This window comes from Sandarakinorhabdus glacialis, from assembly GCF_014643455.1.
Classification (GTDB): domain Bacteria; phylum Pseudomonadota; class Alphaproteobacteria; order Sphingomonadales; family Sphingomonadaceae; genus Sandarakinorhabdus; species Sandarakinorhabdus glacialis.
In genome coordinates, this window is record NZ_BMJM01000002.1 from 167,535 (window position 1) to 191,034 (window position 23,500).

Annotated in this window: 23 protein-coding genes; 14 read left to right on the forward strand and 9 right to left on the reverse strand. The window is 64.7% G+C overall.

Annotated features, from left to right (window positions below):
* Window positions 1–52: 52 nt before the first annotated feature.
* Genes IEW98_RS03705 through IEW98_RS03715 form a run of 3 tightly spaced genes read right to left on the reverse strand, consistent with a single transcriptional unit; the run spans window position 53 to window position 3,089 of the window.
* On the reverse strand, window positions 53–994 hold the full coding sequence (locus tag IEW98_RS03705; RefSeq protein WP_188761583.1) for a glycosyltransferase family 2 protein: 942 nt from the start codon (window positions 992–994) through the stop codon (window positions 53–55).
* Window positions 991–1,593 carry a CatB-related O-acetyltransferase gene (locus IEW98_RS16710; RefSeq protein WP_188761584.1) on the reverse strand — a complete coding sequence of 201 codons (603 nt, stop codon included), beginning with the start codon at window positions 1,591–1,593 and terminating at the stop codon, window positions 991–993. The genes IEW98_RS03705 and IEW98_RS16710 overlap by 4 nt, the downstream gene beginning before the upstream one ends.
* A gap of 38 nt (window positions 1,594–1,631) precedes the next feature.
* Complete coding sequence (locus IEW98_RS03715; protein ID WP_188761585.1) at window positions 1,632–3,089, reverse strand: AAA family ATPase; 1,458 nt, start codon at window positions 3,087–3,089, stop codon at window positions 1,632–1,634.
* Window positions 3,090–3,308: 219 nt separating this feature from the next.
* On the opposite strand from IEW98_RS03715, the gene IEW98_RS03720 reads away from it, so the two are divergent.
* Genes IEW98_RS03720 through epsI form a run of 6 tightly spaced genes read left to right on the forward strand, consistent with a single transcriptional unit; the run spans window position 3,309 to window position 9,353 of the window.
* Window positions 3,309–4,631 (forward strand): outer membrane beta-barrel protein, encoded by a 1,323-nt coding sequence (locus IEW98_RS03720; protein ID WP_188761586.1) that lies wholly within the window; start codon window positions 3,309–3,311, stop codon window positions 4,629–4,631.
* A gap of 5 nt (window positions 4,632–4,636) precedes the next feature.
* On the forward strand, window positions 4,637–5,437 hold the full coding sequence (locus IEW98_RS03725) for a polysaccharide biosynthesis/export family protein (protein ID WP_188761587.1): 801 nt from the start codon (window positions 4,637–4,639) through the stop codon (window positions 5,435–5,437).
* A 34-nt stretch (window positions 5,438–5,471) separates the two neighbouring features.
* Window positions 5,472–6,869 carry a Wzz/FepE/Etk N-terminal domain-containing protein gene (locus IEW98_RS03730; RefSeq protein ID WP_188761588.1) on the forward strand — a complete coding sequence of 466 codons (1,398 nt, stop codon included), beginning with the start codon at window positions 5,472–5,474 and terminating at the stop codon, window positions 6,867–6,869.
* 11 nt (window positions 6,870–6,880) lie between these two features.
* Window positions 6,881–7,777: a diutan polysaccharide export protein gene (locus IEW98_RS03735; protein WP_188761589.1), complete on the forward strand. Its 897-nt coding sequence runs from the start codon at window positions 6,881–6,883 to the stop codon at window positions 7,775–7,777.
* Window positions 7,778–7,779: 2 nt separating this feature from the next.
* A complete protein-coding gene (gene xrtV / locus IEW98_RS03740) occupies window positions 7,780–8,667 on the forward strand; it encodes an exosortase V (protein WP_243450539.1) in 888 nt (295 codons plus the stop codon).
* Window positions 8,664–9,353, forward strand: coding sequence for an exosortase-associated protein EpsI, V-type (gene epsI / locus IEW98_RS03745; protein ID WP_188761590.1), 690 nt, complete (start codon window positions 8,664–8,666; stop codon window positions 9,351–9,353). Before xrtV ends, epsI begins: the two co-directional genes overlap by 4 nt.
* Before the next feature lie 71 nt (window positions 9,354–9,424).
* Here epsI and IEW98_RS03750 read toward each other — a convergent pair whose 3' ends face one another.
* Window positions 9,425–9,688, reverse strand: a complete 264-nt coding sequence (locus IEW98_RS03750) for an XrtV sorting system accessory protein (protein WP_188761591.1) — start codon at window positions 9,686–9,688, stop codon at window positions 9,425–9,427.
* Window positions 9,689–9,813: 125 nt separating this feature from the next.
* On the opposite strand from IEW98_RS03750, the gene IEW98_RS03755 reads away from it, so the two are divergent.
* The gene (locus IEW98_RS03755; protein WP_188761592.1) at window positions 9,814–11,277 is read left to right on the forward strand and encodes an undecaprenyl-phosphate glucose phosphotransferase; all 1,464 of its coding nucleotides are present in this window, start codon (window positions 9,814–9,816) and stop codon (window positions 11,275–11,277) included.
* Between the two features lie 48 nt (window positions 11,278–11,325).
* Here IEW98_RS03755 and IEW98_RS03760 read toward each other — a convergent pair whose 3' ends face one another.
* Together IEW98_RS03760 and IEW98_RS03765 are read right to left on the reverse strand one after the other, a co-directional pair.
* Window positions 11,326–12,903 (reverse strand): cation:proton antiporter domain-containing protein, encoded by a 1,578-nt coding sequence (locus tag IEW98_RS03760; protein ID WP_188761593.1) that lies wholly within the window; start codon window positions 12,901–12,903, stop codon window positions 11,326–11,328.
* Window positions 12,904–12,952: 49 nt separating this feature from the next.
* Window positions 12,953–13,708 carry a 2-keto-4-pentenoate hydratase gene (locus IEW98_RS03765; RefSeq protein WP_188761594.1) on the reverse strand — a complete coding sequence of 252 codons (756 nt, stop codon included), beginning with the start codon at window positions 13,706–13,708 and terminating at the stop codon, window positions 12,953–12,955.
* A 128-nt stretch (window positions 13,709–13,836) separates the two neighbouring features.
* Between IEW98_RS03765 and IEW98_RS03770 the strand changes: the two genes are divergently transcribed.
* Window positions 13,837–14,334: a MarR family winged helix-turn-helix transcriptional regulator gene (locus IEW98_RS03770; protein WP_188761595.1), complete on the forward strand. Its 498-nt coding sequence runs from the start codon at window positions 13,837–13,839 to the stop codon at window positions 14,332–14,334.
* Between the two features lie 65 nt (window positions 14,335–14,399).
* Here IEW98_RS03770 and IEW98_RS03775 read toward each other — a convergent pair whose 3' ends face one another.
* Window positions 14,400–14,855, reverse strand: coding sequence for a MarR family winged helix-turn-helix transcriptional regulator (locus IEW98_RS03775; protein ID WP_188761596.1), 456 nt, complete (start codon window positions 14,853–14,855; stop codon window positions 14,400–14,402).
* A 149-nt stretch (window positions 14,856–15,004) separates the two neighbouring features.
* Between IEW98_RS03775 and IEW98_RS03780 the strand changes: the two genes are divergently transcribed.
* The 6 genes from IEW98_RS03780 to IEW98_RS03805 are packed head-to-tail and all read left to right on the forward strand — an operon-like array spanning window position 15,005 to window position 21,695.
* Complete coding sequence (locus IEW98_RS03780) at window positions 15,005–16,666, forward strand: long-chain-fatty-acid--CoA ligase (RefSeq protein WP_188761597.1); 1,662 nt, start codon at window positions 15,005–15,007, stop codon at window positions 16,664–16,666.
* A 36-nt stretch (window positions 16,667–16,702) separates the two neighbouring features.
* Window positions 16,703–17,830, forward strand: a complete 1,128-nt coding sequence (locus IEW98_RS03785; RefSeq protein ID WP_188761598.1) for an alpha/beta hydrolase — start codon at window positions 16,703–16,705, stop codon at window positions 17,828–17,830.
* Window positions 17,827–18,798, forward strand: coding sequence for a phosphotransferase family protein (locus IEW98_RS03790; protein ID WP_188761599.1), 972 nt, complete (start codon window positions 17,827–17,829; stop codon window positions 18,796–18,798). The genes IEW98_RS03785 and IEW98_RS03790 overlap by 4 nt, the downstream gene beginning before the upstream one ends.
* Window positions 18,795–20,087, forward strand: a complete 1,293-nt coding sequence (gene eno, locus IEW98_RS03795; RefSeq protein ID WP_188761600.1) for a phosphopyruvate hydratase — start codon at window positions 18,795–18,797, stop codon at window positions 20,085–20,087. Before IEW98_RS03790 ends, eno begins: the two co-directional genes overlap by 4 nt.
* The gene (locus IEW98_RS03800; RefSeq protein WP_188761601.1) at window positions 20,084–21,004 is read left to right on the forward strand and encodes a 2-hydroxyacid dehydrogenase; all 921 of its coding nucleotides are present in this window, start codon (window positions 20,084–20,086) and stop codon (window positions 21,002–21,004) included. Before eno ends, IEW98_RS03800 begins: the two co-directional genes overlap by 4 nt.
* Window positions 21,005–21,062: 58 nt before the next feature.
* Window positions 21,063–21,695, forward strand: coding sequence for an alpha/beta fold hydrolase (locus tag IEW98_RS03805; protein WP_188761602.1), 633 nt, complete (start codon window positions 21,063–21,065; stop codon window positions 21,693–21,695).
* Window positions 21,696–21,770: 75 nt separating this feature from the next.
* Here IEW98_RS03805 and IEW98_RS03810 read toward each other — a convergent pair whose 3' ends face one another.
* On the reverse strand, window positions 21,771–22,814 hold the full coding sequence (locus IEW98_RS03810; protein ID WP_188761603.1) for a 5-methyltetrahydropteroyltriglutamate--homocysteine methyltransferase: 1,044 nt from the start codon (window positions 22,812–22,814) through the stop codon (window positions 21,771–21,773).
* A gap of 57 nt (window positions 22,815–22,871) precedes the next feature.
* Window positions 22,872–23,495: a VOC family protein gene (locus tag IEW98_RS03815; protein ID WP_188761604.1), complete on the reverse strand. Its 624-nt coding sequence runs from the start codon at window positions 23,493–23,495 to the stop codon at window positions 22,872–22,874.
* Window positions 23,496–23,500: the final 5 nt, after the last annotated feature.

Below are 23,500 nucleotides of genomic sequence, written 5' to 3' on the forward strand. Positions count from 1 at the left end.
TGGTCAACTTTTAACGCTGCAATGCGTGCCATGTTTACTTGTCGGCAACCGATCAGGGGCTGCGATTCCAGAAATCGGCGCCGCTTTCGGTGGGTGCCGACATCAGGCGCAGCATCTCGGTGGCGCGGAACCAGCGGATGCGGGCGAGGGCGCCGACGCCAGCGAGGCGGTTCGCCGCACCGGAGATGCGGTCCGAGGTGAACAGCTTGAGCGCTTCGACCGGCAGCGACAACGCCATCGCCGCGGCGCGGGCCCGCCAGCGCCACGCCGGACGCCCGCCAGCGACATGTGCGTTCCAGTCGTGGCGGGTGTGGCGCTGCCACTTGCGCTCGAGAGCGGTGCTGTCGGGCCGCGCGGGGTGGTACACGCGCATCGACGGCAGGTAGTGGATGGCGAAGCCGAGACGATGGGCGCGCTGGCCCCAGTCGAGGTCCTCGGCGGTGTCGATGCCGGCGAAATCGCCGACGATGGCATGGACCCGGCGCGCCATGGCGAGGTTGGCGGTGACCGAGAAATGCTTTTGCTCGATATACATCTGCTGGCGGAAGCCGAACACTGCCTCATAGGCCTCGATCGGAGTCAGGTGCGCGGCATCGGCAAAATCGATGCGGATGTCGCCGCCGATGATGGCGCGAGCGGGATCGGCTTCTACCGCATCGACGGCGGCCTGCAGCCAGCCGGGAGCGGCGCGGCAATCGGCGTCGATGAAGGCGAGGACTGGGGCGGCGGCGAGCGCGATGCCATGGTTGCGCGCCAGGCCGGGGCCGGGACGGGGCTCGGCGGCGAAAACGACGCCGCGGTAGCGGGCCTTGACAGCATCGAGTGATACCGAGGAGCCGTTGTCGACGACGATGATTTGGGCGCGGCCGCGGTCGAGATGCTGTGCGGTGACGGAATCGAGGCAGCGGCCGAGCGATTCGGGGGTGTTGAGGTGCGGGATGATGACGGTGACGCGGGGTTGCGCGCTGTCGACCATGGCAGAACCTGAAGTCAAGCGAGCGGGGCCAGGTTTGCCGGGGTCGGGTGCCAGACCGATTCGGGGCTGCGGCGCACGAGGTCGGCGAGCGCCGCCTTGTCGAGCAGCCACCAGCCTGACGCTTCGATCGCCGCGATCGTTGGCGCATCGAAGCGATCGCGCAGCCGTTTCGCGGGCATCCCGGCCATGATGGCGTAGGGCGGCACGTCGCGGGTCACGACCGCGCCGGCACCGATGACCGCGCCGCGGCCGATCGATTTGCAGCCGGGGGTGATGATGGCGTTGTGGCTGATCCAGACATCGTCGGCGATATCGAGCCAGACGGAGTCGATGCGATCGGCCGGTACGACGCCGAAGCGGGCTTCGTAGAGGTAGGGGTGGGTGGTCAGCGCTTCCATCGGGTGGTTGGCATCGAGGATGCGTGCCGATTTCGCGATCGAGCAAAAGCGGCCGATCCGGGTCCGCGGCGGCACTCGCCACGGATCGAAGCAGCCATAGCTGTACAGGCCGACCTCGACCTGCCAGCGGCGCGCGAAATGTGCTCGCAGCGGCAGGCTTTCATATTCGTTGCGCCGCAATCGCCAGATCCGCAGCTTTTCGGCAATGCCCGAGAACATCTGCGTTCAGCGCGCCAATTGGCCCCGGCCAGCCGATGTCACGGGGTCATCCGCGCCATTGCGGCCGACATCAGCAACAGCGACGACACGCCGGGATAACGAAAGCGGAAGCGCACCTCGCTTTCGAATTCGTGGAGTTCGAGCAGGTCGTGCGGGTGGGCAAAACGCTTGAGGTCGCGCTCGATCAGCGGCGGCGACTGGGTGCCGCCAAGCTCGGTATAGACGTCGTCGACACCGAAATAGCCGTCGGCGGAGCTGCCGGCGCGGGCGGCAGCGATAAGCAGTGGCCATTGCGAGCGGGCTTCGTCGCGGCCGAGGCTGGCCTGGACGCGGCGGGGCAGCGAGGCGTTCCAGTCAGTCAACACGCGCTCGATGGCGGCCCGGCCGTGTTTTTCGTCGACGACGGAGCGCTTGTCGGTCAGCGCCGCCAGCCCGGCCTGGTGGGCGAGCAGGCGGACAAGGTAGGGCGAGCCACCGGCCATGGCAGTGACCATGGCGACGGCTTCGTCGGAGTAGCGGATTTCGGCGGCCACTTCTCCGATGGCGATGACTTCGCGAACTTCGGCAGCCGACAGCGGCCGCATCGGTAAGCCGACGATGTTGCGCCGAATCGACGGGGCATAGCCGATGAGCTCGTCGAGGTTCTGCGCGACGCCGGTCAGCACCAGCTGGACCCGCGCGGCGCGATCGGACAGGTTCTTGATGAGCTCGGCCACGTCGCGGCGGAAGTTGGGATCGAGGACCCGGTCATATTCGTCGAGGATGATGATGACGCGGGTGCCGGTGACGTCCGCGAACAGGTCGGCGAGTTCGCGCGGGCCGAAATGTTCCTCGAGCATGGTGTCAAAATGGTCGCCGCGTTCGGCTTCTGCGGAATTCGGAAGGACCGATTTGTGATAAAGCCGCGGGATGCGGGCCGCAAAGGCGCGGAACATCGCATCGAAATGGGCTTCGGTGCCGCAGCTGCCATACAGCACAAGGTAGCGGGCTTCACGCGCGGTTTCGGCGAAAACATGCGCCAGGCTGGTCTTGCCGATGCCGCGTTCGCCGTAGATGACGACATGGACGCGCTGCTGCTCGATGCAGCCGATCAGCTGCGCCAGTGCATCGTGGCGGCCGGCAAAGCTCTCACGGCCGATGACCGGCTGCGAGGCGCCCAGCGCATCGCGCAGCGCCAATTTGCGACGGGACAGCGACGAATCGGCGTCGGTGCTTTCGACATCGTCGGATGCCGATGCCGAGAAACGCGGCAGCGCCTGGTTGCGGGGGCCTTCCTCCGGCTCACGCCACAATGTGTCGAGGAACGCCGGGCGGGCTTCGCGGGTGCCATCGGCAGTGCCGGCAGCGAACACGGTCGGGCCGTCAGAAGCCGTCGATGTCGTGCCGGTCAGGCCGGGGTCGAAACGCGAGGCGTCGGACAAACCGGGGGCGAGCAGCGCCTCGGGGGCCGCCTCGGCTGTGGTCCGTTCCGAGCGCGACCAGCGTTTCCAGATCATTTCTGCTTCTCACTCTGCTCAATACGCGCAATCGAGCCCGGTCTATACAAGCCCGTGTTTTAATAACAGGTGCTTTTCGCAACAATACGCCATTCATCGAGTAGAAAGGCTTGAGTTCGCACATGCGGCGGACAGTTGCCGAAGCAAGTGCGGGCGTGTAGCAGCAGCCAACCAAGGGGTTTCGATATGATGCGGAAAATGATGTCCAGGTCTGTTCTGTTGGCCGCAGCGAGCGTAACCGTCGGGCTGTCGGCGACCGCGATCGCCGCACCCAATACGGCCGGCGATGACCCCAGCTTCACCGACACGGGGTTGACCTCGGTACCCGCTGTGGCGGGCCGTGGTTACCAGCTCGAGGCCAGCGTCCGGACATTGTACGACAGCAACATATTGCGCACCGGCGACGAGGTCCTGCAGCGTCCCGACAGCTCCAAGAGCGATTTCCGGATCTCGCCATCGGTGACGGCATCGGTCGGCGTGCCGGTCGGCCGGCAGCAGATCTATCTGGGCGGTATCATCGGCCGGGATTTCTACCTGCGCAACACGCGGCTGAACCGTAACCGGTACAATATCGGCGGCGGCGTCAACCTGGTTGCCGGCAACCGTTGCACCGGCGGCGTCGGCATTGATTTCAACAGCCGGCAGTCGCTGTTCTCGGAAGAGGCGGAAGTCGTGCCGAACGTCCAGGAGCGTCTGGCCCTTGGCGCTTCGGTGACCTGCCAGGGACCGATCGGCATCGGTTTCGGCGGCAGTGTCCGGCGATTCCAGACGCGCAACAAGAGCGCCGAGCGCAACCAGTTCGACGTCGACAGTCTGGCCGTCAGCCCGCAGATCAGCTATGGGCTGGGGAATATTGGCCGGTTCTCGCTGTCGGGAACGTGGAACCAGGTCAGCTATCCGAACCGCAACGTCTTTCTGCCGGGCGGCGGCGTGACGAACGACGGCGCCGAAATCATGAATGGCCGGTTCGGCTTCCAGCGCGAACTGGGGTCGCGGTTCTCCATCTCGCTCGGCCTGTCGTATCTCGAATCGATGCCCGATCCGTCGACAATCGTGCAGATTTTCCCGGCGCCGCCGCCGCAGGTCGGATTTGTCGGCACCGAGGTCGTCCGCGAGAAATTCTCGGGGCTGGGTTACGACGCCAATATTACTTACCAGCCGAGCCCGCGGATCACGTCGTCGCTGTTCGCAGGTCGTAATTCGACAGCGAGTGCCAACGTCGGGGCGCAATTCCAGGTGCAGAGCAATTTTGGCGTCGACGTCGATTATCGGCTGGGATCATCGATGACGGTCGGTGCCGGTGCCACGCATAATCGCCGACAATATTATAATAGTTTCATTAACGTTGGCGATGAAGGCCGGCGCCGCATCGAAGACAAAATCAATCGCGTATATGCAAGTATTGGCTATGCCCCGGTGAAGCTGTATTCCGTCAACCTGCTGCTTGCGTATCAGGATCGGCAATCCAATCCGGAAGATTTGTCGTTCAACAGCTTTTCCGCTCTTTTGTCCTTGCGCCTGAACTTTGGGAGGCAATCTTGATGTCCTTGGCATTCGTTCGCCGGCTTTTCACAACGCTGCTTCGAGTCGCAGCGATCGCCGGCATGGTATCCTTCGGTACGGCGGCGATGGCGGCCGACCCGACCGATGGTGGTTATATACTTGGTGCCGACGATACGGTGCAGGTCATTGTGTACGGTCAGCCCGAGGCCGGGATCACCACCCGGATCAAGTCCGACGGCAGCATCGTGATGCCGTTGATTGGTAACGTCAAAGCGTCGGGGCTGACCAACATCGGCCTTGCCAAGCTGATCACCGATCGGCTGACGCAGGGCGGGTTCCTGAAGGACCCGGTCGTCAACGTCGAGATCGGCGCCTATGTCAGCAAGTCGGCTAATGTTGCCGGCAAGGTCACCAGCCCCGGCATCGTGGCGCTCGACCGCCAGTACCGCGTGCTCGACGTGCTGCTCAAGTCGGGCTGGATCCGCGAAAACGGTGCGTCCTATGTCTATCTTCGCCGGCCGGGTAGCCCCGAGGTCCGCCTCGAGGCCGAGAGCCTGGTACGCGGCGAGACCGACCGGAATCCGTTGGTGCGGGATGGCGACACGCTGTTCGTACCCGATGCTGACCAGTATTATATCTATGGCCAGATCAACCGCGCCGGGGCGTTCCCGGTGCTGCCCGGGATGTCGGTCCGGCAGGCGATTGCGATCGGCGGCGGCGTGACGCCGACGGGCCAGTCCAACAAGGTCGGGCTGATCCGCGACGGCGCCAAGGAAGTCGACGCCGATCTTTTGCAGACAATCCGTAAGGGCGACGTGATTGTGGTAAAGGAACGGCTGTTTTGATGATTGCTGGTCGCTTGCCTGGAGTGTTGATGCAATGAGTATCGTGCAGTTCCTGCGCATCCTGATCGCGCGCCGGTGGATCATCGCCGCATCGCTGATAACCTGCGTCGTCGTGGCGCTGACGGTGGCGAGCCTGTTGCCCGAGCGTTACCCGGCGAGCGCGCGCGTGCTGCTCGATATCGTCAAGCCCGATCCGGTGACCGGGCAGTTGATCTCGGGCGGGGCGACGCGGGGTTACATCAAGACCCAGATGGAGCTCATCCAGGACTACCGGGTTGCCGGTGAAGTCGTCGACAAGCTTGGTTGGGCGGAAAACCCGGCGATCGTCGCGGCATGGCAGGCCGAAACCGGCGGTGCCGGCGATCTGCGGCGCTGGGGCGCCCAGCGCATCATCAATTCGACCGAAGTCAGCATCATCGACGGCTCCAATATCATGGAGATCAAGTTCGAGGCGCCGAATCCGGATACCGCCAAGGCGGTGGTCGGGCTGCTGCGGTCCTCGTATATCGATGCCAGCCTGCGCTTTCGCACCGATAGCGCTGGACGGACCGCGGACTGGTATCTCGACCAGGCCGAGCGGGCGCAGAAGGCGCTGGCCGCGGCCGAGCGGGCCAAATCGAAATTCGTGCAGGAAAACGGCATCGTCATCACGCCGGGCGGCACCGAGGCCGAGAGCACCAAGCTTGCCGGCCTGCAGGGTGCTTTGCTGTCGGCGCAGGGGGCCGAGGGCTCCCAGCAGTTCCAGGCGACGATGCGGGCGACGACGTCGGCGGTTGTCGACCAATTGAAGCTGCAGGTGGCGACGCTCAACGACCAGATGGAGCAGGCGGCCGAGAAGCTGGGCACCGAGCATCCGACCTACAAGGCGATGATCTCGCGGCGCCGGTTGCTGAATGAGCAGCTGTCGAAGGAAGAGGGCGCAGCGCGGGCGGCCGGAGCGGCGCAGAGTGGATCGTCGCGCCAATCGATTGCCCAGCTGCAGTCGGCCTATAATGCGCAGAAGAATGTCGTGCTTGGCATGAAGGACCAGCTCGACCAGCTGGCCCAGCTGCAGCGCGAAGTCGATCTGCGCCAGTCGCAGTATGAGAAATCGGCGGCACGGACGGCCGATCTGCGGCTTGAATCGAATGTTTCGGAGTCCGGGCTCGTCATTCTGGGCGATGCCATCGGTTCGACGGCACCGTCGTTTCCGAACTGGCCGCAGATCACCGGTCTTTCGGTGGCATTCGGGCTGGCGCTTGGCTTGGTGCTGGCGATCGTGACCGAGCTCCTGGCGCGCCGGGTTCGCGGCACCGAGGACCTGCACTTTGCCGCCAAGGCGCCGGTGCTGGCTGTCATTACCGACGCCGGACCGTCGCCGCTCCGCGAACGCATTCGCAAGCTGCTCAGCCGGGGCGGTTCAGCGGGCGGCGATCTTCAACCTGCCGAGTGAGTGATTATTTGATGGACAATCCCTCCCTCGCCGATCGGGCATCATCACGCGTGGACGATGGCCGGGACATTTTCGATGCACCGATCAGGGATGCGCTGCTGCGGCTGGGCTATCTGTCGGAAGACCAGACGGCGCGGGTCGCGGCACACCAGGCGGAGCGAGGCCTGGATTTCGACCAGGCGGCGCTCGAACTGGGGTTCATTACGACGGATGATCTCGACCAGGCGCGCGACCAGCTGATCAACAGCATGGCGTTGCAGGATGTGCGGCGCCGTGCGGTTTCGGCCGAACTGGTGGTGCTGAGCGATCCGTCGAGCGTGCGGGCGGAGTCTATCCGTTTGCTGCGGACCCAAATCATCGCCCAGCATATCCGTTCGGGGCGCCGCGGGCTGGCATTCGTGTCGGCGGTCGATGGCACGGGTTGCAGTTTCCTGGCGGCCAATCTGGCGGCATCGCTGTCGCAGGTCGGCATCAAGACGCTGTTGATCGACGCCAATATGCGGGCGCCGCGGATCGACCAGTTCTTCGGGCTCGAACCCGGCGCTGCGGGGCTGTCGAGCTTCTTGTCGTTGCAGGTGGCGCGGCCGGAGCGGGTGGTGAATGCCAACGTGCTGCCCAGCCTGTCGGTGATGACGGCGGGACCGCCGGTGACGAGGCCGCAGGAGCTGCTTTCGGGCAATCGCTTCCGCGACGGCGCCAACATGCTGTTGCGGGAATATGACCTGGTGATCTTCGATACGCCGCCGTCGAGCACGAACGCCGATGCGCTGACGATCGGTGCTGCGGCAGGCTACGCCTTGCTGGTGGCGCGCCGCGACCACAGCTATTTCAGCGACGTCCAGACGCTTGTCAGCCAATTGGCGGCAGCGCGCTGTCCGGTTATCGGCTCGGTTCTCAACGAATATTGATCGTGGCAACCATAGTTTCACAACCCCGGGTCGCCTGGCGGCAGGTAACCTTGCACCACTGGCCGCTTATTCTTGGCGTGCTCGCCATGGCGGTGCCGACGCTGGTGTCGCTGGCACGGGGGCCGTGGTCGCTCGAATCGGGCGTGCATGGCCCGATCGTGCTGGCGACCGGGCTGTGGCTGATCTTCCGGCGCCTGCCCGAGATCCGCGAGCAGATGGTGCCGGGCAATGTGTTGTTGACCGCGCTCGGGCTGGCGATCGGCGTGCCGCTTTATATCTTTGGCCGGGCGTTCGATTTCGTCAGTATCGAAGTCGCCGCGCTGCTGTTGGTGATGTTGTCGGTTGGCCATGCCTATGTCGGGGCGCGGGTCATCCTGTCGCTGTGGTTTCCGATCTTTTACCTGGGGTTCATGATCCCGGTGCCGGGCTGGGTGCTCGATGCAGTGACGCAGCCGTTGAAGCTGCTGGTGTCCGAGGTTGTTACCCAGGTGCTGGCATATTTCGGCTATCCGATCGGCCGTGTCGGCGTGACGATCTATGTCGCGAATTACCAGCTGCTGGTCGAGGATGCCTGTGCGGGGCTCAATTCGCTGGTCAGTCTTTCGGCGATCGGGTTGTTCTATGTCTACATGCTGCGCGGCAGTAACTGGCGTTATTCTATCCTGTTGCTGATGCTCGTGGTGCCGATCGCCATTGCCGCGAACATGGTGCGGGTGGCGGCGCTGGTGCTGATCACCTTCCATTTCGGCGACGCCGCGGCGCAGGGGTATCTGCATAATTTCGCCGGCATGGTGACCTTCACGACGGCGCTGCTGTTCATTTTCCTGGTCGACAAGATCCTGTCGCCGGTGCGCAACTGGCTGGCCCAGCCGGCGGAGGCTGGAGCATGAACCGGCGTGACCTGTTGATGGGCGCAGCGATGCTGTCGGCCGCGGGCGGCGCCTTTGCACTGACCCCGCGGACGCGGCTGGTCTTGCTTGGCGACCGCAAAATCGACGATGTCATTCCGGCGAAGATCGGCGAGTGGAAACATTATCCGTCGAGCCAGTTCGTGATGCCAAAGTCACCCGGCAGCCTCGCGGACCGGCTTTACAGCCAGACCATGTCGCGACTGTACGTGGCCGAGGGCAGGCTGCCAATGATGGTCGTCATTGCCTATGGCGCGGTCCAGAACGATTCGCTGCAGTTGCATCGCCCCGAGGCTTGCTATTCCGCGGTCGGGTTCACGATTTCCGAATCGCGAACGGCATTCGTGCCGCTCGGCGATGGCCAGAAGTTGCCGGTCCGCGAACTGACCGCGACCAGCAACGCACGGATCGAGCAGATTACCTATTGGACGCGGATCGGCGACGACCTGCCAACCGATGGCGCCGAACAGCGCCGGGTGAAGCTGCGCCAGCAGATGCGCGGGTATCTGGCCGATGGCATCCTGGTGCGGATCTCGACGGTTGCGGAAACGTCGCCGGAGGTCTTCGCCGAGCTATCGAATTTTGCGACGGCGTTGATCAAGGCGATGGCGCCGGGCGATCGCGATATCCTGATCGGACGGCCATTGGCCGCGGCCATGATTGCCTGATGACCGGGTCGGCGCCTGTGTGCGGCACCGTTGCCCGGCCAGGCGTGCCGTTCGCTGCCCCAATCGCTGCCCTAGTCGCTGGGTTCGCTGAACGGCCGCAGGGCAAACCAGATAAAGCCCAAGGTTGCGGCGCCAAGGGCGATGGCAGCCATGTGGTAAGCCGTGGAATCGAGCTTGAGGGCCTCGTTGCCGAGATAGTTGGTGGTGGCGCAGCCGACCGCGGCGACGAGATATTGCCACAGGTGATCGCGAGCGACACCTTGCGAACGTTGCAGGAAGAGCACGATAAGCCCGGCAAATATGATGATTGTGACCCAATCATAGGGTGTTTCCATGCTGTTTCCCCTGATGCGATACGTGTCCCTACAACAGTTCTTGCCCCCGGGGCCACTGCCATTGGTACAACTTCGATTTTCGTCGCATACGAGTTTGCGGCAACTGCTTTCGGTGCCGGGCCACGATGATGAAGGACGTTCGGCTGCAACCGCCTCTTGAAGCTCCGAAGACCAGCAAGCCGGGCGTTCCGCTCGACCTGGCGATCTTTGGCGTTCGTGTCCTCGAATTCCTGACCGTCCTTGCCAGTGGTGCGCTGGCAACCTTCCTGGTGCGTGACAGCCTGTCGGTCGAAGCCGTGTCGAGCTATGGCCGGGTCGTATTCGTGGCGGCGATCGCCTATGGGGTGCTCGCCGAAAGCCTTGGCTGTTATGACATCGACGCGCAGTTTTCGCTGCGCCGGGCCTGGCAGCGGGTGGCGACGACATGGGTGACGGTCGCGCTGTTCATGATCACGCTGGGCTTCTTGTTGAAGTCGTCGGACGTCGTGTCGCGCGGTTGGGCGCTGGGCTGGTTCGTCGCCGGTGGCCTGACGCTGCTGATGCTGCGCGCGATCTCGACGATATGGGTGCGGCGTCTGAAGAATCGCGGCACGTTCAACCAACGGGTGGCGATATTCGGCGCCGGGGCACAGGGCGCGCGCTTTGCCGATTACGTCCAGTCGCACGACCGCCTGACCATTTCACTGGTCGGGTTTTTCGACGATCGCCGTGACGGGCGGGTGCCGGCGGAAGCGTCGAACGTGCCGGTGCTGGGCAACTTGTCGGCTTTGGTGTCGATGATCCGCGATGGCCATGTCGACCAGGTCGTGGTGGCGTTGCCATGGTCGGCGGAAACGCGGCTGCAGCAGGTTGTCAGCCGGTTGGCGCTGACACCGGTGAAAATCCGCCTGGCGCCCGACCTGGCAAGTTTTGCATTTGCCCGCCGGCCGTTGGTGATGCTTGGCGAAATGCCGGTGATGACGCTGTTCGAGAGGCCGATTTCAGGGATGGATGCAGCGGTCAAATCGATCGAGGACAAGGTGCTGACGCTGTGCATCCTGGCCGTAATCTGGCCTATATTATTGATCGCCGCGATTGCGGTGAAGCTCGATTCAGCGGGCCCGGTGTTCTTTCGACAGCCGCGCGAAGGGTTCAACAACAAGCATTTCCATGTGCTCAAGTTCCGGTCGATGTACCATGACCGCGCCGAGGTCCATGCGATCAACCAGGCCAGCCGCGAGGATCCTCGCATAACGCGGGTCGGGCGTATCCTGCGGCGGACCAGCATCGACGAGCTTCCTCAGCTTTTCAACGTCCTGATGGGCGACATGTCGCTGGTTGGGCCACGGCCGCATGCGCCGCACACGCGCGCCGGCGGGCGGTTGTTCTCGGAAGTGGTGGCGTCTTACGCGGCACGCCACAAGGTCAAGCCGGGAATTACCGGATGGGCGCAGGTTTGCGGTTGGCGCGGCGAGACCGACACCGAGGACAAGCTGTTGAAGCGCTTCGACCATGACCTCCACTATATCGAGAATTGGTCGCTGGGTTTCGACTTTTACATTCTATTCAGGACGATCGGATCTGTCCTGCTGCCGAAGAATGCCTTTTAGACGCGCATGACGGCGCAGCGGCGACTGCGGCCAGTCTGCTCGAAGAACTTAGCCTTGGCCGGGTTGCAGGGCGTGATCGAGCATGCCGCGGGCGACGATGTCGATCTCGGGGTTTGCGGCGCGAGCCTGTTGCACGACCTGGCCGGCTTCGAAGCTGCCCGGAATGGCGACGAACAGGTGGCGCGCGGCGGTGATGCCGGCGGCGGTGAGCATGGCAGCCGACGAGGCGTTTCCGACCAGGCCTTCGTGACCCAGCGCAAGGACTTCGCGGATGCGGTCGGGGGATTCGTCGATGACGAGGATTTGCTCGCCGGCGGCGGTCAGCCCGGCGACGAGGGCTCGGCCGACGCGGCCATGGCCGATGACGATGGAATGGCCCGATTTGCGCGTCGGCACGAGATCGATGTCGGGGGTTTCGGCCTTGCCTTGCGGGATGGTGACGGCCGGAGCGGCGATGAGCGGAGTGAGTAGCGCGAAGACGGCGGGATTGAGAATGATCGAGAAGATGCTACCGGCGAGGATGAGGTCGCGGCCTTCGGGCGGAAGCAGGCCGAGGCCGACGCCGAGCGCTGCGAGGATGAACGAGAACTCGCCGATCTGGGCGAGGCTGGCGGAGACGGTTAGGGCGGTCTTGTCGGTGTGGCCGAACGCCCGGATGATGACATAGGCGGCGATCGACTTGCCGATGATGATGACGGTGATGGTGCCTAGCAGTTGCAGCGGCTGCTCGGTGATGACGGCCGGGTTGAAGAGCATGCCGACCGAGACGAAGAACAGCACGGCAAAGGCATCGCGGAGCGGCAGGGTTTCCTCGGCGGCGCGCTGGCTGAGCGGGGACTCGGCGAGGATCATGCCGGCGAAGAAGGCGCCGAGCGCGAAGGAGACGCCGAACAGCGTTGCGGCGCCGAAGGCTACACCGAGGGCGATGGCGAGGACGGCGAGGCGGAAGAGCTCGCGCGAGCCGGTGTGGGCGACATAGTGGAGCACCCAGGGGATGAGGCGCTTGCCGACGACGAGCATGAAGGCGACGAAGCCGGCGACCTTGGCAAAGGTGAGGGCGAGGACCGACCAGGGGCTGGTGGTGCCGGCAGCTTGCGGATCGAGCGCCTGGGCGAGGACGGGGAGGAGGACGAGGGCGAGGACCATGGCGAGGTCCTCGACGATGAGCCAGCCGACGGCGATGCGGCCGCGCTCGGTTTCGGTGATGCGGCGGTCCTGGAGGCTGCGCAGGAGGACCACGGTGCTGGCTACGGACAATGCGAGGCCGAAGACCAGCCCCGCCGGCCACGGCCAGCCGAACAACCAGGCGAGACCCATGCCCATCAGCGTCGCGCTGACCATCTGGACGATGGCGCCGGGGATGGCGATGGCGCGGACCGAGAGCAGGTCTTTCAATGAGAAATGCAGGCCAACGCCGAACATGAGCAGGATGACGCCGATCTCGGCGAGCGGGTTGGCGATCGACTGGTCGGCGACGAAGCCGGGCGTGAACGGGCCGACGGCGATGCCCGCGACGAGGTAGCCGACAAGCGGCGACAGGCGGAAGCGGTGGGCAACAAGGCCGAGCAGGAAGGCAAGCCCGATGCCGGCGGCGATCATGGCAATCAGGGGCGTGTCATGGGGCATTTCGCAGTCTTGCCATAATATCGCGGCAGGGGCGACCGCGGCAGGGTGGTCAGGTGAAGTGGAGCGAGAGCGGTGCGAAGCCTTCGATGCGGGCCTCGAAATGGTCGCCGGGAGCGGCGGGGAGGACGGGGCCGAGGGCGCCGGCGAGGATGATTTCGCCGGCGCGGAGAGGCTCGCCGCTGTCGATGGCGTGGCGGGCGAGCCAGGCGAGGGCGGTGAGGGGGTTGCCCATTGTCGCGCTGCCGAGGCCGGTGGATCCGATGTGGCCGTTGCGGGCGAGGGTCATTTTCAGGTTGGGCAGGTCGAGGTCGGCGAGGCGAAGATGAGGCCCTCCGATGACGAAGCCCCAGGCCGAGGCGTTGTCGGCGACGGTGTCGATGAGGACGATGTTCCAGTCGGCGATGGCGCTGTCAACGATCTCGATGGCGGGGACGACCGCGGCGATGGCGGGTTCGAGCGGGGCGTCGGGGTCGGTGATGTCGCGGGCGAGGATGAAGGCGATTTCGGCCTCGACGCGGGGAGCGATGAGGTTGGTGGTGGGGACTTCGGCGCCGTTGGCGAAACGGGTGTCGGTCCAGAGCCATCCGCTGTCGGGGGCGGTGACGCCGAGCTGGCGTTGGACGGCCGCCGAGGTCAGGCCGATCTTGCGGCCGGCGCTGGGGGTGCCGGCGGCGCGGCGGCGGTCGGCGTTGAGGCGCTGGACGGCGTAGGCGTCGGCAAGGGTCGCGATTTCGCTGCGTATGGGCGGGATTGGCACGGCGGTGCGGCGCGCGGCGGCGAGGCGGTCGGCGATGATCTCGATCAAATGGGCGTCCTTTCGGAAAGGATAGTATTCTAAGGACGTGAGCGGCGGCAAGTGATTGCCGTTCGGTGGTGAACATCCTAAGCTATCTATCCTTTGCGGATTGTACCTCCGCTGGCTTGGGGGTGGGCATGGCACAACGGTTCAGACATCCGGCCGAATATTACACCGATCCCGAGAACAGCATCGGCTATCTGGCGCGGGTGGTGTTCCGGTCGTTTTCGCGGTTGCTCGAGCGCGGCACGCTGACCCATGACGTGTCGGCGGGGCAGTGGCGGTTTTTGCGGCAATTGTGGCGGCAGGACGGGATCACCCAGCGCGAATTGAGCGAGCGGGTCGGGATGCGCGAGCCGACGACGGTGGTGGCGTTGAAGAGCCTGGAGGCGGCAGGATTCATCCGCCGCGAGAAGACCGACACCGACAAGCGCAAGACGTATATCTATCTGACGCCGCACGCGAAACGGCTTGAACTGGTGCTGGCGCCGATGAACGCCGAGATCCACGAGATCGCGACGCGTGGGATGACCGATGCCGAGGTGGCGACGCTGCAGGCAATGCTGCGGCGGGTGGTCGAGAATTTGGCCGACGAGACGCGGACGCTTTCGGTGCTTTCGGATGTGCAGGCTTAGGGGGGCGTTTTGTCCTCAAAGAAGAAACTGGGTCCCGGGTCGAGCCCGGGATGACAGGGTGAACTTCAGCGCGATGTAGTGGATTCGGGAACTGGCGGTTCTATGTTTTCGCCCCAGTCGGCTTCGAGAGTTGCGAGCAGGGCGTCGAAGCGGCGGCGGCCGAGGCGGCCGGCGACCTGGGCGCCGAGGGCATCCATGGCGACCTGGGCATCGTGGCGCATCTGTTCGCCGGCGGGGGTGAGCGAGACGATCTTGTGGCGGCGGTCGTCGGGGTCGTCGGTAAGCATTACCATGCCAAGCTGGGTCATCTGGCCGATGGTGGTGTGGATGGCCTGGCGCGAAAAGCCGAGGTTGCGGGCGATATCGGAGGGGCGGGCGACGCCGGTGACGATGTTGGTCATCACCATCGATTGCGCGCGGCTGACATCGGGCCAGCCGGCATTGTGGAGGCGCGCTTGCAGTCCCTCGTCCAGCCAGCAGAAGCGCTGGAAAAGCGCAATGATGAGCTGGTGGGTTTGCATGAAGCGGTGGTGTTCCTGCTGCGCTATTGCCAAAGTGCTAGGCCAAGCGCGTGTCGCTGGGAAGCGGGGGCTTGCGGACGGCCCCGTTGCGTGGACTTTTAGCTTAGAATACTATCCTTTTTCAAGAATGAATGCCGAAAGGGCCGGATATGCTTGGGTTGATGCAGGACGCGGCGCTGACGGTCGACAAGATTATCGACCATGCCGCCGAATGGCATGGGTCGCGTGAAATCGTGTCGCGCGATGCCGAGGGGCTGGTGACGCGAACCGATTATGTGGCGATGCGCGGTGTCGCCAAGCAGGTTTCGGGGGCGCTGGCGGCGGCGGGGATCGGGATGGGTGAGCGGGTGGCGACGCTTGGGTGGAACAGCGCTCGGCATATGGCGGCCTGGTACGGGACGGCCGGCATGGGCGCGGTGCTGCACACGCTCAACCCGCGGCTGTTTCTGGAGCAGATCGTCTATATCGCACGGCATGCGGGCGATCGGATCTTGCTGGCTGATCCGGCGGCGGCGGGGATCGTTGCGGAGCTGCTGGCGCAGGTGCCGTCGATCGAGCGGGTGATCTTTTTCTGCGATGCGGCGGGCATGCCGACGACCGAATATGCGGCGACGGCGTTCGACGACTGGATCGCCGGGCAGCCGGCGGAATATGCCTGGGGCGGGTTCGACGAGCGGTCGGCTTGCGGGCTTTGCTATACGTCGGGGACGACGGGCAATCCCAAGGGGGTGCTGTATTCGCACCGGTCGAACACGCTGCATTCGATGATGACGTTGCAGGCCGATGCGCTGGCATTGTCGGCGCGCGACACGGTGCTGCTGGTGGTGCCGATGTACCATGCCAATGCGTGGGGAGTCGTTTATTCGGCGCCGGCGGTGGGGGCAAAGCTGGTGCTGCCGGGGCAGCGGATGGATGGAAAATCGATCTATGACCTGATCGAGAGCGAGGGGGTAACCTACTCCGCCGCGGTGCCGACGGTGTGGCAGATGTTGCTTCAGCATGTGCGCGAAATCGGCGGGCGGTTTTCGACATTGCAACGGGTGACGATCGGCGGGTCGGCGTGCCCGGAATCGATCGTGCGGGCGTTTTGCGACGATTATGGGATCGATGTCATCCAGGGCTGGGGGATGACCGAGACATCGCCGCTGGCGACGATTTCGGTGCCGAATGCCGAGATCGCGGCGGCTTCGGACGATGTCCAGGTGGCGTACAAGCTGAAGCAGGGCCGGCTGATCTGTGGCTTGCAGATGAAGCTGGTCGACGATGCCGGCGCGCGGTTGCCGCATGACGGTAAGACGCCGGGGCGGCTGATGATCAAGGGGCCGACGATCGCGTCGGGATATTTCGGCGGCGATGGCGGTGATGTGCTCGACGACGAGGGCTATTTCGATACCGGTGACGTTTCGACGATCGACGGGCAGGGTTACATGCAGGTTACCGACCGCGCCAAGGACGTCATCAAGTCGGGCGGTGAGTGGATCAGCTCGATCGAGATCGAGAATGCGGCGATGGGGCATCCGGCGGTGGCGATTGCGGCGGTGGTCGGAGTGGCGCATCCGAGATGGGACGAGCGGCCGATTTTGCTGTGCCAGCTCGAGCCGGGGGCAAGTGCGGTGGCGGGTGACGTGCTGGGGTATTTGAAAGGGCGGATTGCCGGGTGGTGGATGCCGGATGATGTGCTGTTCGTCGAAGTGATACCGCTCGGGCCGACGGGGAAGATCGACAAGCGGGCGATCCGGGCGAGTTTGCAAGGGTATGAGCTGCCGTTTGAAGTGGCGCGTGACTTGATCGAAAGCGCGCGGGAGGTATAAAGGTTCGAATACTAAGAATATGCCTTTGGGGGATGTATGGACGGGAATTCGATAGACGGACTGGATGCGCAGTTTATCGGGCGAGTTTCGCCGACGGCGCCGCGGATCCAGGCTGGCGGGCATCCTTGCCAAGGCATTTATTGGACGAAAAGCGGCACGCGGCCGAAGATCGCGGTGATCGCGACGCATTATAACGTCGATTTTTCGGAGCATTACCTGGCGCCTTATTTTGCCCGGCGCGGGATCGGGTTCTTGGGCTGGAACACGCGGTATCGGGGGTTCGAGGACCAGTTCCTGCTCGAGCATGCGGTGATCGACATCGGGGTCGGGATGGACTGGCTGCGCGCGGAGGCGGGGGTCGAGGCGATCGTCATTCTCGGCAATTCGGGGGGCGGGTCTTTGATGGGGGCGTACCAAGCCGAGGCGATTGCGCCGACGCTGACCGACCGCTTGCCAGCTGCTGCACAGGATGCGCTGGGGGCGCTGCGCAAGGGCGATTTGTATGTGTCGTTCAATGCGCACCAGGGGCGGCCCGAGGTTTTGACCGACTGGATGGATGCCAGCGTTACCGACGAGACTGATCCGGTGGCGACCGATCCGGCGCTCGATCCGTTCAATCCCGATAATGGCCCGCCTTATTCGGCGGAATTTCAGGCGACGTATCGCGCGGCGCAGCGGGCCCGGAACCAGCGGATTACCGATTGGGCGAAGGTGGAGTTGCAGCGGTTGAATGCAGCGGGGATTCCGGACCGGCTGTTTCCGATGTTCCGATGCTGGGGGGATATTCGCTGCATCGACCCGGTGATTGATCCGTCGGACCGGGCGCCGGGGCAATGTTATCGGGGTGATCCGCGGATTGCCAACCGGACGCCGTCGATCGGGCGGGTGAATACGATCAAGACGTGGCTGAATATGTGGAGTTTGGAGACGTCGCCGTGCCGGGGGGCGCCGCATCTGGCGAAGTTCGATACGCCGGCACTGGTGGTGCAGGGGATGGGCGATACCGGGGTCTTTCCGAGCGATGCGCGGGCGATCTTCGAGTTCATCGGGTCGGTCGACAAGCGGATCGAGCTGATTGCCGGGGCGCATTATTTCGAGGATTTGGCGATCAATCGCGAGAATGCGGCGGATCTGGTGACGAGCTGGATTCGCGAGAAACTGTGATCGATGCGGCGATCCTTGGCGGGTTGCGGGCGGCGGGGCTGGTCGGCGAGGCACCGGTGGTGACGGCGCTGGCGGGCGGGGTTTCGTGCGATGTGTGGCGGGTCGAGACAGGCTCGCGGATGATTGTGGTGAAGCGGGCGTTGCCGAAATTGCGGGTGGCGGCGGACTGGTTTGCGCCCGTGGACCGGGTGGCGAGCGAGGTGCGGTGGTTGCGGCGGGCGCGGGGGATCGAGGCGCGGCTGGTGCCCGAGGTGCTGGTTGAACTGCCGGAATTGCACAGTTTTGCGATGGCGTTCGTCGAGGATGCGCCGGTCTGGAAGGACGAGCTGGTTGCAGGGCGGGTCAATGTTGAATTTGCGGCGGCAGTCGGGCGTGAGTTGGTGCGGATCCATGCCGCGACGGCGGGGAATGTGGCGGATGCGGCGGCGTTCCAGACCGGAGCGATGTTCGAGGCGCTGCGGATTGCGCCTTTCCTGCGGTATGTGGCGGAGCGCGATGCCGGGGTGGCCGAGGCGCTGGGGGCGATTGCCGATCGGCTGGCGGGGGCGCGGATTGCGCTGGTGCATGGGGACGTTAGCCCGAAGAACATCCTCGTGACGGCGGAGGGGCCGGTGTTTCTTGATGCGGAATGTGCGGTCTTTGGCGATCCGGCCTTCGACTTGGCGTTTTGTACGGCGCATTTGTTGTTGAAGGCGGTGTGGAAGCGCGATGACCGATATCGGGCGGCGGCGGGAGCGCTGGTTGCGGCGTATGCGGCCAAGGTTGGCTGGGAGCCAGTGTCGGGGTTGATGGAGCGGGCGGGGGCGTTGACGGCAGCGATCCTGCTGGCGCGGGTCGATGGCAAGTCGCCGGCGCCGTATTTGACCGAGGCAGGGGATCGCGAGGTTGTGCGGTTCCGCGCGCGGGATTTGATCAATGCGCCGCGATCGTTGGGTGGAATGGTTGCGGACTGGAGAGCTGAGGCATGAGTGTTATTGCGGCGGTCGTGGCTCGGCAATTGTGGGATTCGCGGGGGCGGCCGACGGTTGAGGCCGAGGTGACCTTGGCTAGTGGCGCTGTCGGGCGGGCGATTGCGCCGGCGGGGGCGTCGCGGGGGGCGCATGAAGCGGTCGATCTGCGTGATGACGGGGCGCTGTTCGGGGGATTTGGGGTTTCGCGGGCGGTGGCTGGCGTAGCGGCGGAGATCGCGCCGGCGTTGGTAGGGCGCGACATTGGCGACCAGGCGGCGATCGATCGGGCTTTGGTGGCGCTCGATGGGACGGCGGACAAGTCGCGGTTGGGAGCTAATGCGGTGGTGGCGGTGTCGATGGCGGTGTTGCATGCGGCGGCGGCGGATGTGGGAGAGCCGTTGTGGCGGTACTTGACCGGCGGGCGGAAGGTGCGGGTGCCCTTGCCCGAGATCCAGATTTTCGGTGGCGGGGCGCATGCGGGCAGGCGGACCGATATCCAGGATTTCATGGTGATGTGCCCCAAGGCGGGGTCGTTTCGGCGGGCACTGGAGATTACGTCGGATGTCTATCGGACGGCGGGGCGGTTGATGGAGGCGCGCGGGCCATTGTCGGGGGTTGCCGATGAGGGCGGCTGGTGGCCCGATTTCGTGTCGAATGAAGATGCGCTCGATGTGCTGACCCAGGCGATCGAGACGAGCGGGCATCGGCCGGCGGAGGATGTGTGGATCTCGCTCGATGTTGCGGCGAACGAGCTGGGGGATGCTTCAGGGTATGAGCTGGCGCTCGATGAGTTGCGGCTGTCGGGGGCGGAGATGGCCGAGCGGGTGATCGGCTGGGCGAACCGTTATCCGATTTTGTCGATCGAGGATCCGGCGGGGCAGGACGATTTTGCGACGATGGCGGCGGTGACGGCGGCGATAGGGGGGCGGGTGCAGATTATTGGCGACGATGTGCTGGTGACAAATGCGGCGCGGGTTGCGGCGGCGGCCGCGGCGGGGGCGTGCAATGCGGCGTTGATCAAGGTCAACCAGGTCGGGACGGTGACCGAGGCGAAAGCGGCGCTCGATGCGGCGGCGACGCTGGGTTGGGGGACGATCGTGTCGGCGCGGTCGGGGGAGAGCGAGGATGTCACGATCGCGCATTTGGCCGTTGGGTGGGATGCGGGGCAGTTGAAGGTGGGGAGCTTTACGCGGTCCGAGCGGATGGCGAAGTGGAACGAGGTGCTGCGGATCGAGGAGGCGATGGGCGGCGAGGCGGTGTTTGCCGGGGCGTCGTGCTTTGCGGCCGCGGTGGCGGCGGGATTGTGATCGTCCTGGAGGCGCGGCCTTCGCCGGGGTTTCGCGCTGAGGTCGATCGAGTGTTCGGGGCGGGGGTCGTGGTGCATGTCGACGAGGCGGCGTCGCTGGATGACGTGCTGCCGGAGATGACCGTGTTGCTGCATGTGCTGACGCCGGTGACGGGGGCGCATATCGGGAGAGCGCCGCGGTTGCGGCTGATCCAGAAGTTGGGGGTTGGGGTCAATACGATTGCTTTGGCGGCGGCGCGGGAGGCCGGAGTGGCGGTTTGCAATATGCCGGGGACGAATAGCCAGGCGGTGGCAGAGATGGCGCTTTCGCTGATGTTTGCGGTGTTGCGGCGGACGTGTTTTTCCGATGCGCAGGTGCGGGGCGGGGAAGGGTGGACGGTTGATCCCGCCGAGCATGACAGCGTTGGGGAGATTGCCGGGCGGACTGTCGGGCTGGTGGGGTTCGGGAATTCGGCGCAGCGGTTGGCGGGGGTGCTGCAGGCGTTGGGGGCGCGGGTGATTTATACGGCGCGCGGGGCGCGGGATGTGCCGTTTGAATATGTATCGTTGGAGCGGTTGCTGGCGGAGGCGGATGTTGTTTCGCTGCATGCGCCGCTGACGGAGGAGACGCGGGGGATGATCGATCCTGGGGCGATGAAGGCGGGGGCGGTGCTGGTGAATACGGCGCGGGGTGAGCTGGTGGATGAGGGCGCGCTGGTGACGGCGTTGCGGTCGGGCCGGTTGCGGGGGGCGGGGCTGGATGTGTTTGCTGCGGAGCCTTTGGGGTTGGACAATCCGTTGCTGGTGCTGCCGAATGTTGTGCTCAGCCCGCATATTGCCTGGCTGACGCCGGAGACGCTGCGGCAGAGTTTGGTGGTGGCATTCGAGAATTGTCGGCGGCTTGGAGCTGGCGACGCGCTTTTGCATCGGGTGGTTTGAGATGAATCCGGTTGTGCTGATTACGGGTCAGTTGCTGACCAATGCTATTTGGGCGCCGATGCTGGGGGTTATGGCGGCGCGCGAGGTGGTGCTGGCGGATCATGCTAGCGACGATAGCATCGGCGGGATGGCGGAGCGGTTGCTGGCGGGGGCGCCGGCGCGGTTCGACCTGGTGGCGCATGCGATGGGCGGGTTTGTCGCGTTTGAGGTGATGCGGCGGGCGCCGGAGCGGGTGGGCAAGCTGGTGCTGATGTCGACTTTGGCGAACGCTGATGGTCCGGCGCAGACGGCGCGGCGGCAGGGGTATATCGACCTGGTCGAGGCGGGGCGGTTTAAGGACGTGGTCGAAGAGAGGATTCCGATCCTGTTTCCGGTGGGGAAGCGGGGGGATGCTCGGTTGCTTGGGCTGGCGCGGGATATGGCGGCGGAGACTGGGGCCGAGGTGTTTTTGCGGCAACAGCGAGCGATCATGGGGCGGGTGGATAGCCGGGGGTCGCTTGGCGGGATTGGGGTGAAGACGCTGGTTTTGTGGGGGGATGGGGATGGGATTGTTTCTCGGGAGCAGCAGGGGGAATTGCTGGGCGGGATTGCCGGGTCGCGGTTGGTTGTGGTGCCGGGGGCTGGGCATTTGACGATGGTTGAGGAGGTGGGGGTGGTTGCTGGGGCGGTCGAGGGGTTTTTGGCCGCGTAGAGGGTGTTTTCGGAGGGATTGGGAGATGGGCCCCGGCCTTCGCCGGGGTAACGATTTAGAGAAGACGCCCGGTGGTCAGGCTAGTTCGGCTCTTACGATCGCGGCGCCGTCTATCATGGCTTTTAGCTTGGCCTGGGCGTGGGGGCGGTTGTGGTATTTCATGCCGCAGTCGGGGGCGATCCAGAGGCGGTGGGGGTCGATGTGGCGTAGCGCGCGGCGGATGCGGTCGGCGACGATTTCGGGGGTTTCGACGATGGGGGTCGACAGATCGAGGACGCCGTACATGATGGTTTTGGTCGGCAGTTTTTCGAGGATGACCGGGTCGAGGTTGGGCTGGGCAGCCTCGATAGAGATGATGTCGATGTTCGAGGCTTCGAGCTCGGCCAGGAAGGCGTAGGCGTCGGGCTTTGTGGCCTGGTTGCCGTGGACCAGTGCGTATCCGAAGCAGATGTGGAGCGCGGTGGTGCCGTTGACGCCGTCGAGGGCGCGGTTGATCGCCTCGATGGCATAATCCTGTGCGGCGTCGGCGCGGGCCTGGAGATAGGGTTCGTCGAGCTGGACGACGTCGATGCCGGCGGCGAACAGGTCGCGGATTTCGGCGTTTACGGCGTCGGCATAGTCCATCGCGAGGGCGCGGGGGGTCGGGTAGAAACCGTTGTCGGCTTGCTGGGTCATGGTGAAGGGGCCGGGGAGGGTGAGTTTTACCGGGCGGACGGTGTGGCGCTTGAGGAAGGCGGCGTCCTGGACCTCGATCGGGCCGGTGCGGCGGATCGGGCTGGAGACCAGCGGCGCCGGATTGGCTTTTCCGGTGCGGTCCATCGCGGTGCCGTCGCGGTCGCGGTCGATGCCCGAGAGTGCGGTGGCGAGGCGGTTGGAGTAGCTTTCGCGGCGCATTTCGCCGTCGCCGACGATGTCGATGCCGAGGTCCTCCTGGTCGCGGATCGCCATCAGCGTGGCGGCTTCCTGCGCGTCGGCGAGCCAGGGTTCGGGAATGCGCCAGAGCTCGGCGGCGCGGACCCGGGGTGGCAGGCTGGCCTTCAATCGCTCGCGGTCGATGAGCCAGTCAGGTTGGGGGTAGCTGCCGACGATCGTCGTCGGCAGGATTTGATGGTCGAACATGGCGGGCCTTCTCGTTGCTGGCGAAAAGGATAGTTAGTATCCTAAGTTTATCCAGCTTTATTCGGCGGGAACCATCGTATCGACCAGGCTGGCGTCGTTTTCGGCGAGGGTCTGGCGGACGACGAGGCCGAGTTTCTTGTTGCCATCGGCCATGACCGGGTCGTGGGCGATGTCGCTGGCGTCGAAGACCTTGGTCCAGGCGGCGAATTCGAGGCAGACGCCGTCGGGATCGAAGAAATACACCGAGCGGACGAAGACGCCGTCGTGCATGTGGTCGGAGGACTGGGTCGGCGAATTGTCGTGGTTGAGAATCTGGGTGACTTCGATGCCCTTGGCGACGAGGCGATCATAATATTCGTCGAACTTGTCGGCGGGGACGTTGAGGGCGATGTGATTCATCGAGCCGTGCGCCGACATGAAACTGCCCTTGGTAGGCAGGAATGCGGGGGCGGAGATGCCGGGTGCGGCCTCGGGCGCTTGGGGGAACCAGAAGAAGGCAAGGCTGTCGCCGTTGCCCATGTCGAAGAAGAAATGCTGGCCGCGGCCACCGGGGAGATCGAGGGTTTTCACCAGCGGCATGCCGAGGACGTCGCGGTAGAATTCGACGGTCTTGGCCATGTCTTTGCAGACCAGCGCCAGGTGGTTGACGCCGCAGAACTGGAATTCCTTGTTGTTCGACACTGGGG